Source organism: Lacihabitans lacunae (genome assembly GCF_042649125.1).
GTDB classification, from domain to species: domain Bacteria; phylum Bacteroidota; class Bacteroidia; order Cytophagales; family Spirosomataceae; genus Leadbetterella; species Leadbetterella lacunae.
The window spans coordinates 4,614,635-4,628,118 of record NZ_JBHRYQ010000001.1 but is presented as its reverse complement, the minus strand read 5'-3'; the positions used below and the strand labels follow the sequence as shown (position 1 = coordinate 4,628,118).

Sequence of the window (13,484 nt, the reverse complement as noted above, 5' to 3'; positions counted from 1 at the left end):
AATTTTAACCGTTTTTTACGAAAAAAGGAATCGAAACTCTCTCTTTCAGAAGAAACGAGTTCTTTCTCCCAAATACATAGGGCTCTTCTGTGTTTTTTTTAAATATCTTTATTATTGATATTTGAGCCTTTCTGATTACTAATAATTAGATTTCAAACAAAAATAGGTGTAAAAGCCTAAGATAAAGTTCTAACTTTGAAAATAAAAACTGAAATATGAGAAAACAATTTGTGTGGGTGAGTGTGATATCGGTCATTACTTTGGCTGTGTTATCTTTTTTTTGGCTGCCCGCTATTTATATATTTTTAGCAATTCTGGTTTTGGCCATTCTCGGCTTTTACGACTTTTTCCAAACCTCGCATACCATTAGAAGAAACTACCCACTTTTGGGTAGACTGAGGTATATTTTAGAAAGTTTTAGACCCGAAATGCAGCAGTATTTTGTGGAAAGAGATACTGACGGCACACCTTTTAATAGACTACAAAGAAGTTTAATATATGCCAGAAGCAAAAAACAAACAGACACTGTACCTTTTGGTACACAACTAAACATATACGGCACTGGTTACGAATGGATTAACCACAGCATCAATGCCTTAGATCACCATACATTAGAAGACAATCCCCGAGTGAAAATAGGCGGATCAGCGTGTAATCAACCCTACTTTGCCAGTATTTTTAACATAAGTGCCATGAGTTATGGCTCACTAAGTAGCAACGCCATCATTGCTCTTAACCAAGGTGCCGCCAAAGGTGGTTTTTATCACAACACCGGCGAAGGCGGACTGTCGCACTACCACCTAGAAAACGGCGGAGATGTGGTTTGGAATATCGGTACAGGCTATTTTAGCACTCGAAATCCTGACGGCACATTTAGCGAAAAGGCATTTAAAGAAAAATCAAATTTGCCTCATGTAAAAATGATTGAAATCAAATTTTCACAGGGAGCAAAACCCGGGCATGGCGGTATTTTGCCTAAAGAAAAAGTTACCGACGAAATTGCCAAAATCAGAATGGTAGACAAAGGCCAGGATGTCATTTCGCCACCACATCATACTGCTTTTACTAATCCAAATGAGTTTGTGGACTTTGTAGCTAAACTTAGAGAGTTAAGCGGCGGTAAACCAATTGGTTTTAAAATTTGCATAGGCAAAAAATCAGAGTTCTTAGGGATTTGCAAGGCCATGGTGGAGAAAAACACCTTCGTTGATTTCATAACTGTAGATGGTGGCGAAGGTGGCACAGGAGCCGCACCTCTGGAGTTTAGCGACCACGTGGGCATGCCTTTGAGAGACGCTATCGCGTTTGTATATGATGCATTAGTTGGTTTTGGCATTAAGAAAGAAATTAAGATTATTTGTAGCGGCAAGATTGCCTCAGGTTTTGATATCGTAAAATCATTGGCTATAGGGGCCGACTTGTGCAATTCAGCTAGGGGAATGATGTTTGCTTTGGGATGTATTCAGGCATTGAAATGTAATACAAATACCTGTCCAACAGGCGTGGCTACTCAAAAACCGCACTTGGTAGCTGGCTTAGACATTCCATCTAAAACCTTACGTGTGGCGGCCTATCATGCAGCTACCGTAAAAAGTGCTATAGAACTAATGGCGGCAGGCGGTATAAGTCACCCTGATGCCGTAGACAGGAGTTTGGTTTATAGAAGAGTAGATGCTACTCGTATCGAGACTTTTGAAGAGACGTACCCTGAAATGAAAGAAGGGACCTTATTGGTCCCTTCAGAAATTCCCCATTTATGGGAAAAAGATATGGCTAGAGCAAATGCTCATAGGTTTTAAGGATTTATAAGTTTTAAGTCAAATAAATCTTTACGTCTGTCTCTTAGGTTTTTAACTGATCCAAATTGATTCAATTGTCTGATTAAGTCGATATCCACATCGGCTATCAATATCATTTCTGTGTTTGGTGTAGCTTCGGCTTTAATACCATTTGCAGGAAAAGAGAAATCACACGGTGTAAATACCATCGATTGTGCATATTGTATATCCATGTTATGTACATTTGGAAGGTTACCAACACTTCCGGCAATGGCTACGTAACATTCGTTTTCAATAGCTCTTGCTTGTGCACAGTTTCTTACTCTCGAATATCCGTTTTGGGTATCGGTCAGGAACGGAACAAAAAGTATGTCCATACCTTGGTCAGCCAAAAGTCTACCCAACTCAGGGAATTCCACATCATAACAAATCAAAATACCAATTTTACCACAATCAGTATCAAAAGCCTTTAGCTTGGTACCACCTTGCATACCCCAAACTTTCGCTTCGTCAGGTGTTACGTGTAGTTTTTCGTATCTCTCCTTGGTTCCGTCTCTTTTGCATAGATACCCTACGTTATAAAGTAAACCATCTATAATTTCAGGCATAGAGCCCGTAATTATGTTGATGTTATACGATATGGCTAATTCCGAAAACTTTGTAACTAGTTCTCCTGTATGTTTAGCTAGTTCCCTGATAGCATCTGGCTCAGACATGTGGTTGTTTGCTGCCATAAGCGGAGCATTGAAAAACTCAGGAAAGAGTGCAAAATCACATCTATAACCCGAAACTGCATCCACAAAAAACTCCACCTGGTCAAGCACGTCATTGAGGTTATTATATGTCCTCATTTGCCATTGCACCAAGCCTAGCCTTATTATTTTTTTATTATTGGCTACTTTCTTATTGGGTTTTTCGTAGTAAATATTGTCCCACTCGAGCTATACCGCATATTCGCCTGAAGCATTGTCGCCCTCTAAATAGCCTTTTAAGACTTTAGATGGGTGAAAATCATTTGAAATCTGGAAGTTTAATACCGGATCGTGAATCTCTTTACGTTTTACTTTATCGATATATTGTTTCGGAGTCATTTCAGCAGAAAACTTGTGATAGTTCGGTATTCTACCGCCAAATGATATGCCCTTTAGGTTAAGTCGCTCACACAACTCCTTTCGGTAATCATATAATCTCCTACCCAAACGAAGGCCTCTAAACTCAGGCTTAATGAAAACATCAATACCATAAAGTATGTTTCCGTCATTTGAGTGCGTATTAAAAGTGTAGTTTGCCGTTACTTCTTTGTAAGTATGAAACTCACCGAATTTATCGTAATCTACAATAATAGAAAGGGCACAACCCGCTAGCTGACCATTTACTTTTATTACCACTTGCCCATCAGGGAATTTCTTAATCAATGACTGCATGTGGTGCTCTTTCCAATATGAATTCGGCATATTTGGATATGCTTCAATCATAGCGGTTTTAAGCTCTTCGTAGTCGGCCATGGTTAACAGCTCTAGGTCGATATTTTCTATTTCTATCATATATAATAAAGTATATTTTTATGTGAAAAATTAATTGAATCTTTTTTGAAGATTGTAAAATTAAGGAATAAATGAGCTAATGTATATTAAGTTTTGCCTCGTTTTAAGTTGAGGTAATTTTATTCTTCAAAAAACAAAAAATGCAGTAAAGTATAGGTTAAAAACCCAATTTGGAGGCAAAAAGTTCTGTGATAAGAGCAAAGCACAATTAAAAAAAGCCATAGGTCACCTTCCTAATCCTAGTTGTGGTAAGGAAAATAGCATTAAAAATCTACTCGTCAATACATTATGAAAACAGATTAATACCTACAAGCTTGCTTGTCATTTATTTTAAATTGAGGTAGAAAATTTATGGCTTTCGGATCCATACATCCCTTCAGATTAAGCAATCTAATATTTCTAAAATCTATCGGATGACTTTCAGCTTGCAGTGCGATATAGCCCTCTTTGAGTGGCGTTCCCTCTAGTTTTTCCCAAAAACTTGCGGCTTCTTTAGAAAAGCCTCCCTTTTCCCAATTGTTTTCTTTATTGACAAAATTGCCCCCTACTTTCATTTTCTCAAAAGTAAGCACGGTGTCTCCTTCTATTATTTGGTGAGCTATAGAATCACCGTATACAATCAACCTCGCTTTTACCCATTGGTCGCCATCATATGTTTTAGAGTCAGAATCTATGCAATGCTCCATTCTGAGGCCTCCGTTCATATCTACAATAGTACCAGGTGTACATAAGTTACCTGTATGTCTTGGCCCATTTCCTAGGCCACCCAAAAGTTGCATTTCCAATGAAACCGGAAAGTTTTGATTGTAAGAAAGACTCGCAGCAGATTGAGAATGATACATTACCCCGCTATTTCTTACATTCCAAGTGGCACCGCCTGGAGTTTGATTTCCTAAAAAACGATATTCATAATCAAGAATATAGGCTGTATATGGCGTTTTGTAGTACAAATGCCCATATTTTTCTTCAAAAGTTTCATATTCATCGTATGATACACGCAGCATTTTGTCTTTGACTACAAACGTGTTTTTGTAGTTTTCGTTGAGAGGCCTTCCTGCAATTTTAATATCCCAGCCGTCTAAGTTTTTTTCGTTAAATAAGTTTTCCCATTGTTCGTTATTTTGAGCAAAAGAAGAGAAAGAGCAGAGCAGCAGTGTTAATACTATTAGTCTCATGATTTAAGGTTTTTATCAAAAATACACTTTTTTAAACAAAACCAAAATAAGTAAATAGGGCTAAGCAAAATAATTACTTAAACTATACTCAGTGCGTATGTTTTTCGCCTTTCTTCTTTACAGGATCATAGCCATGACCGCCCCACGGATGACACGATGAAAGCCTTTTTAAACCCAGCCAACCTCCTTTTAAAACACCCCATTCTTTGATGCTTTCTATCATGTACTGTGAGCAAGTAGGTTGATAACGGCAAGCATCTGGAAAGTACGGAGAAATGCCGTATTGATACACCCGCACCAATCCGATTAGGATATAGGAGATTATTTTTTCGATATATTTCATAAAAAAAGTAGGCCAAAAGACCTACTTTGAAACGTTAACAATGTACTTTAGGTTCTATAAAAAACTATTTATCTCTAAGCTCTCTTCTCAATATTTTCCCCACATTTGTTTTTGGCAATTCGTCTCTAAACTCTATCTGCTTAGGACATTTATACGGTGTTAGGTTTTCTTTACAAAACGCTCTGATAGTTTCTTCGGTAAGTGCAGGGTCTTTTTTAACCACAAAAATCTTAACTACCTCGGTTGACTTCGGGTCAGGCACCCCAATACAAGCCACTTCTAAAACTCCCGGACACTGCCCTACCACGTCCTCTATTTCGTTTGGAAAAACATTGAAGCCAGATACCAAAATCATGTCTTTTTTACGGTCTACTATTTTAAAATATCCGTCGGCATCTTCCATTCCAATATCGCCAGTTTTAAACCACGAGCGACCATCGGCTGGGTCTATAAAAGTAACATTGGCGGTTTCTTCAGGTCGGTTATAATATCCCATCATTACTTGAGGACCAAAGGCACAAATCTCACCTGCCTCGCCAAAACTAGCCCATGTATTGTCTTCTTTTAAAATTTTAATTTCAGTACTCGGCCATGGAATACCTATGGTACCTACTCGGTTATCACCTACCAATGGGTTAGAGGTTAATACAGGCGACGTTTCTGACAAACCATATCCTTCAGCAGGTAGATTGCCTGTGAGTTCTTTCCATCTTTTAGCTACAGTTGACTGCAAAGCCATGCCACCCGCTGAGGTAATAATTAACTTACTGAAATCTACTTCTCCAATTTTCGGATGATTCAGCAGCCCATTGTAAAGTGTATTTACCCCAGTGAATACATGCGGTGGATATTTCTTTAAATCTTTGATAAATGCGTCTAAATCTCGTGGATTGGTGATAAGTAGATTCATAACACCAGTACGAAGAGCCGTAAGGGCATTTACAGTTAAAGCATAAATGTGATACAATGGCAATGCCGCCACTACCACCACTTTATCGTCTTCTACATTCTTAGTTAAAATCCCTTGCCATTCTTCATTTGCCAATAGGTTAGCCACAATGTTTCTGTGCGAAAGCATTGCTCCTTTTGACACACCTGTGGTACCGCCGGTGTATTGAATAAACGCCAAATCTGAAGACTTTAATTCTGGTCGGGTATAACTCAAACTCGCTCCTTGAGAAAGAGCATCTCCAAAAGTAACTCTTCCATTTAACTGGAAAGGAGGAACCATTTTCTTTACACTTTTTACCACAAAATTCACGATATACTTTTTAGGAAATCCTAATAAGTCGCCGAGTTGCGTCGTAATAACATGCTTGATAGAGGTTTCATGAAGAATTTTATCCAAATGAAAAGCGAAGTTTTCTACAATAATAATAGCCTTGGCTCCTGAATCCACAAACTGGTGTTTCATTTCACGCGGTGTATAAAGCGGATTGGTATTTACAATTACTAGTCCTGCTCGTAAGGCACCAAAAAGCACAACGGGATATTGCAAACAGTTGGGCATTTGTATGGCTATTCTGTCGCCTGCCACTAGCCCTAAACTCTGTAAATAAGCTGCAAAGTTTCTAGACATAATATCTAATTCAGAAAAAGTCAGCTCTTTACCCATATTAGCATAAGCCGAATTAGAAGCGAATTTTGTAAAACCTTCGTCTATTAAGTCTATTACAGAACTATACTTATCTGGATTAATTTCAAACGGTATTCCTTCTGGATAACTCTTTAACCATGGGAATGTTTCTTTGGTAATTGTCATTTCGTCGATTTTTAGGTTGATGAATGTAAAAATAGCAGGAAATACTATTTTTTAGAAATTTTATTAAAATTTCAAGAAAAAAATATTCAAAATCATGAATTCTAACGTGATTTTAATTTATTTAGTCACTTTCCAGAAGTACAAAGTACCCATAATGGTGTTTTGTCTTTTTATCATTTGTATATCAGAAAAACCTGATTTCTTTAAATAATTGGGAATTTCACCTCTTTTGTTAGCACTCGTAGTTTCAAAATTATCAACACATTGAAGCATAAAAAAAAGAACTTCCATAAGCCAATTGCTAGGTTTTCCCCAGTCGGTCAAAACGAAGATTCCGCCAGGTTTTAATACTTCGAAAATATTTTTAAAAGCGGTTGTTTTGTGGGAGTCTGTTAAGTGGTGAAAAACCCAAGAAGAATATATGGTATCGAATGGCCTTTGTTTGGCAATCACCTCCCAATCTGGAGTAATTATTGCCTCAAGTCCATCTTTACTTAACTTGTTTTTCGCTAGGTCATTTATTTGACTATCAACATCATAACCAAAAACTTTTAGCCCGATAAATTTCTTTTTTAATAAAACAAGAAGTGTGCCTGTACCCGAGCCATAATCCAAAACTTTGTCATTTTCTTGGTGATTTGCCAAGCCTATCATAAAGTTTTTGACGGCTAGCTCAGGCATTGTCAACTTAATAAACCAGTCATAAAATGGTGTAAAAACCTTATATTTTAATGCTGGAATATAGGTATCAAACATTGGTATTCCTTTCTACATCTTCTACTATTTCTTTGGTTCCTGCCGTAAACAAGCCAATCATCATGAGTGAACTGGTCAACAAAATTACGAAAAACAAGATGCCGTTATTGAAGTCTGCTAGTCTAAATAAAGGAGGAATGTTATAAAACAATAGTACGGTAATAAGCCCACGTGGCATTAGAAACAGTTCAGGAAGTGGACTTTCTTTGGGATTTAGGTATTTTAAATAGATGAATCTAACCACTAACAAAATAACCACAATGATACTCCCAACAATCTGCACCTCTTGCTGCATCAACTTAAATACATTGATTGAGTATCCAAAAAGTATAAAAAAGAAGGTTCTTACCAAAAATGAAGTTTCTGCAGTTATGGTTTTTAATTGAATTTCTAATTCCTTAAATGTATGTGCATCTGGGGTGTGCTGATCAATCCATTTAAATTTGCTAAATAGATGCCTGTTATTGATTATTAAACCAAAAAATAAGATGATTAGTAAGGCTGGTAAGTGGAATATTTTGCCCACCGCATAGAGCATTATTAATACAGCAAAAATCAAGAAAAACTTAATTTCGAGCTTTATTTTACCCAAAAGATAGATCAATAAAAGAGCTACGAATATACACAAAACCACCGAAATGAGCATTTCCCCCATGTAAATCAATGCCGTAAGTGGCTCGTCAGAATTGGCTCCAATTAGGTAATTAAAAAACAAAATGCCTAAAATATCAGAAAAAGAAGCCTCATATACGATAAACTCTTTTTTCTCCTGACTGAGCATTTGGACACTCGGTATCACAATGGCACTGCTCACTATAGAAAGAGGCGTAGCGTAAATTAAGCATTTGATAAAGGGCTCGTGCAGCCAATAGTTTATTAAGTAGGCTATTCCGAATGAAGACGCTAAAAGAATGATTAAGGCAGACACAAAAGCCCTGATAATGATCATTTTACGGTCTCGGGTAAGGTGCAAATCAAGCGAAGCTTCTAAAATAATCATGATTAGCCCCACGATTCCTAAAATCTCAACGGACTTATTAATTACACTTTCGGGAATAAGTTGATACGTGTCAAAATATTTGACCAACATACCTGTACCCAAAAGCCAAAGGACAGAAGGTATTTTAGTCTTTCGACTAATAATATTAAAAAAATAGGATAGGATGACCACAGAGGCCAAAGCCAATACTAAAATACTACTTTGCATGTCCTTATTAGGTGTTAGTATAAGAACTCAAATATACCTGATAATACATTCAAGTCTAAAATATCTATTAAAATTAATATACGAATAAGCTTTAATATTCAGAAATAAAAAGGCTAAAAAACCCCTTTAAATAGACTAAAAGCGGTATTTGCAACATTTTATCTTAATTTAAACAAAGTAGTATTTTTGAAATTTAAGGACCCTATACAAAAAAAGCGAACCCTAAGATTCGCTTTTTTTTTAAAATTAAGAATATTTTAAGCGTCTACATTTGCATATTTTGCATTACGCTCAATAAAGTCTCTTCTAGGTGGAACTTCGTCTCCCATAAGCATAGAAAATAAATGATCTGCCTCAGCCGCTGACTCTACTGTAACTTGCTTAAGTACACGATTCTCAGGGTTCATGGTGGTAGTCCAAAGCTGCTCTGGATTCATCTCTCCAAGACCTTTATATCGTTGCTGACCTACGTTTTCTTCTTTACCTGCACCCGCCAATCTCTTAATAGCTACCTGACGTTGCTCCTCTGTCCAGCAGTATTCTTCTTCTTTACCTTTTTTAATCAAATACAATGGTGGCTGAGCTATATATAAGTAACCGTTGTCTATGATTGGCTTCATGAATCGGTAGAAGAATGTCAAAATCAAGGTACGAATGTGGCTACCGTCGATATCCGCATCGGTCATGATTATGATCCTGTGGTATCTTAACTTATCAATATTAAGAGCACGCTCATCTCCGTCTTTTCCCATCTGAACACCCAATGCAGTAAAGATATTTTTTATCTCATCGTTTTCATAAATACGATACTCCTGAGCTTTTTCTACGTTCAAAATCTTACCTCTCAAAGGCAAAATCGCTTGAAAATTACGATCTCTTCCTTGCTTGGCAGAACCACCAGCAGAGTCACCCTCTACAAGGTACACTTCACAAAGAGCAGGATCAGATTCGGCACAGTCAGCAAGTTTTCCGGGCAGACCTGAGCCTACCAAAATATTTTTACGCTGAACCATTTCACGGGCCTTTTTGGCTGCAATTCTGGCTCTAGCTGCTAATATTACTTTCTCAACTATCGTTTTTGCATCTCTTGGATTTTCTTCCAGATAGTTTTCTAACATCTCTTGTACACAACCACTAACGGCAGACGTAACTTCTGAGTTACCCAGTTTAGACTTCGTTTGTCCTTCAAACTGAGGCTCTTGCACCTTAACTGAAATCACGGCAGTCAAACCTTCTCTAAAGTCGTCACCTGCAATTTCAATTTTTTCTTTGGCTAACAAACCAGACTTGTCCGCATAAGCCTTTAAGGTACGCGTTAAGGCCATTCTGAAACCTGAAACGTGTGTTCCACCTTCAGGCGTGTTGATATTGTTTACAAATGAAGATACGTTTTCTGCATATCCTGAGTTGTAAATCATAGAAACTTCTACCGGTACACCGTCACGCTCACCTTCCATCCACATAGGTGCTGGAATTAGCCTTTCACGGCTTTGATCTAAGTATTCAACGAATTCTATTAAACCACCTTCAGACAAAAACTCTTCATACGAAGGCTTTCCGTCTTCGTCTAAATTTCTTTTATCAGTAAGCGTCAGTTTAATTCCTTTGTTAAGGAATGACAATTCTCTAATTCTATTTGCTACGGTTTCGTATTTGTATTCAGAAACTGTAAAAATACTGGTATCAGGCTTAAAATGGATGATTGTACCTCTATCTTCAGTAGTTCCGATTTCTCTTACTGGATATAAAGGCTTTCCAATGCTGTATTCTTGCTCGAAAATCTTTCCATCTCTGTGTACTTCGGCTCTCAACATAATAGATAAGGCATTCACACAAGAAACACCCACACCGTGAAGTCCACCAGAGACCTTGTAGGTATCTTTGTCAAACTTTCCACCTGCGTGTAGCACCGTCATAACTACTTCTAAAGCTGATTTTTTCTCTTTTTCGTGCCACCCAGTAGGTATACCTCTACCGTTATCTCTTACCGTTATGGAATTATCTTCGTTTATTGTAGTATGGATAGTATCACAGTGGCCTGCCATTGCTTCATCTATCGAGTTGTCTATGACCTCCCAAATGAGATGGTGCAATCCTTTGATTCCAATATCTCCAATGTACATGGCGGGTCTTTTCCTAACCGCCTCTAAACCTTCTAAAACTTGTATATTACTGGCTGAATAATCTGCCCTTGAATCTGTATTTTGGTCTGCCATAAATCTTTTTTCAAAAAGTAATTTCCCCTCTTTGATTGGAAAAAATAAATTGAGTTTGTAGGTAAATATTTAAATACAAAAATACAAAAAAAAACAATTAAAACATAATATATGATATGGGTTAAAATACCTTAATCTTTATATGTAATCAAATAATAATACTGCCTTTGAGATTTCGTATATCATCAACGAATAAATAGATTGAAAAATATTTTATCAAAAAAAATAAGCTTGCTAGATTTTCTCTAACAAGCTCTTTTTTGTGTATTTTAATTCAATAAATCAATTCCCCAAACTTTAATAAAACTAGGCCATAAAGTGTTAACAATAAGACCGATTATGATATTTTACTCAAAATTTCTTCAAGCTCCTGGGCATCTTTAAATTTTATCGTAATATTTCCCTTATCAAAATCTTGGATTTGTATATGAACCGGAACTTTTGTCTTTCCTTTTAATGTCAATTCCTCAATTCGCATATCCTCCTTGTATCTGTCTAGATCATTTGCATTGGCCTCAAAGATATTTCCTTTTTTAACCAAAGATTCCACTTCTCTGGCACTTAAGCCAAAGTCTAAAATACGCTGATAAATATCTATTTGACGAGCAGTATCTGCCAAAGCCACCAATGGTTTGGCTTGCCCCATTGAAATAACTCCTAAAATCAAGCCTGACTGAACCTCTGTTGGCAAATTAAGCAATCGCAGGTAATTTGTTACCGCTGACCTACTTTTACCTACTCTTTTACCCAAATCTTCCTGAATCAGGTTACATTCCTGAATCATCCTTTGGTATGACAATGCAATTTCTATAGGATTAAGATTTTCCCTTTGGATGTTTTCAATCAAAGCCATTTCTAGCGATCGATTGTCGTCTACATCACGAATAAACGCAGGTATTTTGTCAAGACCTGCCATTTTAGAAGCCCTAAACCTTCGCTCACCTGATATAATCTCAAAGCCGCCTGACTCTCGCTCCCTAACCGTGATTGGCTGAATAACACCATGAATTCGAATAGAGGCTGCGAGCTCTTCCATGGCTCCGTTGTCAAAATCAAAACGGGGCTGAAAACTTCCCGCTACTATTTGAGACAACTCCACTTCTTTTACCCCTCTAAATGCCGCCACTTTCCTACTTACCACCAAGTCAGAATCTGACAACAAAGAATTTAACCCTTTTCCTCTACTCTGCTGCTCCATTATTTTCTTTTATCTCTGGTAAGTTATTTCTTTTCAGAAGCTCTTTCGCCAAATCTATGTATGAAATAGCTCCTTTATTTTCTAAAAATTTAATATCAAATTCTCCCTCTTTGTCTCCCGAAAACATTAACAATGCCGGTACTCCATAACTTGGAGCCTCCGCCAATTTCACATTTCTAGGTACAATAGTATCAAAACATAATTTTTCAAAATACTTTCTAACATCATCTACCACCATTTTAGAAAGATTAGTACGACCATCATACATGGTAAGCACGTAGCCTTCCATTACCAATTCCGGATTTAATCTTTTTTTGATGATATCGACCGTGTTTTGAAGCTTCGCGATTCCTTCCAATGCAAAATATTCACACTGAACCGGAATCAAAACTGAGTCAGATGCTACAATGGAGTTAATAACCATTAGCCCCAATGAAGGTGAACAATCGATAAATATAAAATCATAATCGTCTTTTATTTCATGAAGTATTTCTTTTAAAATATACTCCCTCGCTACCTGATTTACGATTTCCAACTCAAAACCAGCTAAATCTATATGACTTGAAATCAAATCTAGATTCGGTATTTGAGAATTGACGATACAGTCTTGTATTTTTGACTGGCCCGTAAGTGCTGAGTAAATATTATGCGTTAAGTCCTTAGAGTCTATTCCGATACCAGAACCAGCATTGGCCTGAGGATCAGTATCTACGATAAGCACCTTGTAATCTAACACTGCTAGCGAAGCAGATAAATTTATAGCTGTGGTGGTTTTGCCAACTCCACCCTTTTGATTCACTATTGAGATAATCTTTCCCATTGTTTTCTTTTGGTTTTCAGAAACACAAAGATAGTCAATTTTAAAAACATTTCTTGGCCTTCATAAATAATGTAGATAAGTTATATTATTGTGGATAAGTAAAGCATATTGACCCATATTTATATTCTAAAACCATTAAGAAGATGGATTTAAGCCATTTAGTCAAGAAGACCTAATCTTGCAGTATTGGTAAAACCAATATTTTATGTCATATATTAATTCAAAATGCAGAGCATTAGACTTACTCTGCATTTTGAAAAATTCACTGTTAACTGAAAACTATCTTATTTCTGTAAAGCACAAAAACAGTATATGCCGAAGCAAAAAGTACCACATTTTTAATTATATACTGCCCTACCAAACTTGGCGTGAGCGTACCTGCCCATACTATGTCTGCCAACATAAACGTTGGAAAAAAAGTGGCCACCAAATGTCCTGTTAAAACCCAAAACGCCACTTTAGTAAACTTTGGGAAAAGCCAAATAACCCCTATGGCACATTCAATATATCCTAAAAAATAAACGAAAATTCGAGATGGAATAATAGAACTAATCGTAATATCTGCCAAACTCGTAACTAGGTCATGGGCAGGTGAATATCCGATTATTTTCAAGAAACCAAACCAGAAATAAACAATAAAAAGAGCATATCTATTGAAAAGTGAGATGTATCTTGTTTCCATACT

At 36.9% G+C, this 13,484-nt stretch carries 12 protein-coding genes; 1 reads left to right on the top strand and 11 read right to left on the bottom strand.

Features of this window, described 5'->3' with window-relative positions; translation table 11 throughout:
* Positions 1-215: 215 nt before the first annotated feature.
* A complete protein-coding gene (locus ACFOOI_RS19710) occupies positions 216-1,799 on the top strand; it encodes an FMN-binding glutamate synthase family protein (RefSeq protein ID WP_379839805.1) in 1,584 nt (527 codons plus the stop codon).
* On the opposite strand, the gene ACFOOI_RS22035 is transcribed toward ACFOOI_RS19710, so the two are convergent.
* From ACFOOI_RS22035 to ACFOOI_RS19660, 11 genes are all read right to left on the bottom strand, one after another.
* A complete protein-coding gene (locus tag ACFOOI_RS22035) occupies positions 1,796-2,641 on the bottom strand; it encodes a carbon-nitrogen hydrolase family protein (RefSeq protein ID WP_449274527.1) in 846 nt (281 codons plus the stop codon). The genes ACFOOI_RS19710 and ACFOOI_RS22035 overlap by 4 nt on opposite strands.
* Positions 2,642-2,719: 78 nt before the next feature.
* Positions 2,720-3,322, bottom strand: coding sequence for a GNAT family N-acetyltransferase (locus ACFOOI_RS22030; protein WP_449274518.1), 603 nt, complete (start codon positions 3,320-3,322; stop codon positions 2,720-2,722).
* Positions 3,323-3,621: 299 nt separating this feature from the next.
* The gene (locus ACFOOI_RS19700; protein ID WP_379839804.1) at positions 3,622-4,497 is read right to left on the bottom strand and encodes a 3-keto-disaccharide hydrolase; all 876 of its coding nucleotides are present in this window, start codon (positions 4,495-4,497) and stop codon (positions 3,622-3,624) included.
* Positions 4,498-4,585: 88 nt separating this feature from the next.
* Complete coding sequence (yidD, locus tag ACFOOI_RS19695; protein ID WP_379839803.1) at positions 4,586-4,840, bottom strand: membrane protein insertion efficiency factor YidD; 255 nt, start codon at positions 4,838-4,840, stop codon at positions 4,586-4,588.
* 64 nt (positions 4,841-4,904) lie between these two features.
* Entirely contained in the window at positions 4,905-6,602 is a 1,698-nt protein-coding gene (locus tag ACFOOI_RS19690; RefSeq protein WP_379839802.1) for an AMP-binding protein, read from the bottom strand.
* A gap of 117 nt (positions 6,603-6,719) precedes the next feature.
* Positions 6,720-7,358 carry a class I SAM-dependent methyltransferase gene (locus ACFOOI_RS19685; protein WP_379839801.1) on the bottom strand — a complete coding sequence of 213 codons (639 nt, stop codon included), beginning with the start codon at positions 7,356-7,358 and terminating at the stop codon, positions 6,720-6,722.
* Complete coding sequence (locus ACFOOI_RS19680; RefSeq protein ID WP_379839800.1) at positions 7,351-8,565, bottom strand: cation:proton antiporter domain-containing protein; 1,215 nt, start codon at positions 8,563-8,565, stop codon at positions 7,351-7,353. Before ACFOOI_RS19680 ends, ACFOOI_RS19685 begins: the two co-directional genes overlap by 8 nt.
* A gap of 257 nt (positions 8,566-8,822) precedes the next feature.
* Positions 8,823-10,781, bottom strand: a complete 1,959-nt coding sequence (gene gyrB / locus ACFOOI_RS19675; RefSeq protein WP_379839799.1) for a DNA topoisomerase (ATP-hydrolyzing) subunit B — start codon at positions 10,779-10,781, stop codon at positions 8,823-8,825.
* Between the two features lie 337 nt (positions 10,782-11,118).
* Positions 11,119-11,979: a ParB/RepB/Spo0J family partition protein gene (locus ACFOOI_RS19670; RefSeq protein WP_379839798.1), complete on the bottom strand. Its 861-nt coding sequence runs from the start codon at positions 11,977-11,979 to the stop codon at positions 11,119-11,121.
* Entirely contained in the window at positions 11,963-12,799 is an 837-nt protein-coding gene (locus ACFOOI_RS19665; protein ID WP_379839797.1) for a ParA family protein, read from the bottom strand. The genes ACFOOI_RS19670 and ACFOOI_RS19665 overlap by 17 nt, the downstream gene beginning before the upstream one ends.
* A 268-nt stretch (positions 12,800-13,067) precedes the next feature.
* Positions 13,068-13,481, bottom strand: a complete 414-nt coding sequence (locus ACFOOI_RS19660; RefSeq protein ID WP_379839796.1) for a hypothetical protein — start codon at positions 13,479-13,481, stop codon at positions 13,068-13,070.
* Positions 13,482-13,484 lie beyond the last annotated feature (3 nt).

Excerpts from the sequence above, each read along its gene's own strand:
- ACFOOI_RS19700 (WP_379839804.1), bottom strand. The coding sequence starts at position 4,497 with ATGAGACTAATAGTATTAACACTGCTGCTCTGCTCTTTCTCTTCTTTT.
- ACFOOI_RS19690 (WP_379839802.1), bottom strand. The coding sequence starts at position 6,602 with ATGACAATTACCAAAGAAACATTCCCATGGTTAAAGAGTTATCCAGAA.
- gyrB (WP_379839799.1), bottom strand. The coding sequence starts at position 10,781 with ATGGCAGACCAAAATACAGATTCAAGGGCAGATTATTCAGCCAGTAAT.
- ACFOOI_RS19685 (WP_379839801.1), bottom strand. The coding sequence starts at position 7,358 with ATGTTTGATACCTATATTCCAGCATTAAAATATAAGGTTTTTACACCA.
- yidD (WP_379839803.1), bottom strand. The coding sequence starts at position 4,840 with ATGAAATATATCGAAAAAATAATCTCCTATATCCTAATCGGATTGGTG.
- ACFOOI_RS19710 (WP_379839805.1), top strand. The coding sequence starts at position 216 with ATGAGAAAACAATTTGTGTGGGTGAGTGTGATATCGGTCATTACTTTG.
- ACFOOI_RS19680 (WP_379839800.1), bottom strand. The coding sequence starts at position 8,565 with ATGCAAAGTAGTATTTTAGTATTGGCTTTGGCCTCTGTGGTCATCCTA.
- ACFOOI_RS19665 (WP_379839797.1), bottom strand. The coding sequence starts at position 12,799 with ATGGGAAAGATTATCTCAATAGTGAATCAAAAGGGTGGAGTTGGCAAA.
- ACFOOI_RS22030 (WP_449274518.1), bottom strand. The coding sequence starts at position 3,322 with ATGATAGAAATAGAAAATATCGACCTAGAGCTGTTAACCATGGCCGAC.
- ACFOOI_RS19670 (WP_379839798.1), bottom strand. The coding sequence starts at position 11,979 with ATGGAGCAGCAGAGTAGAGGAAAAGGGTTAAATTCTTTGTTGTCAGAT.
- ACFOOI_RS19660 (WP_379839796.1), bottom strand. The coding sequence starts at position 13,481 with ATGGAAACAAGATACATCTCACTTTTCAATAGATATGCTCTTTTTATT.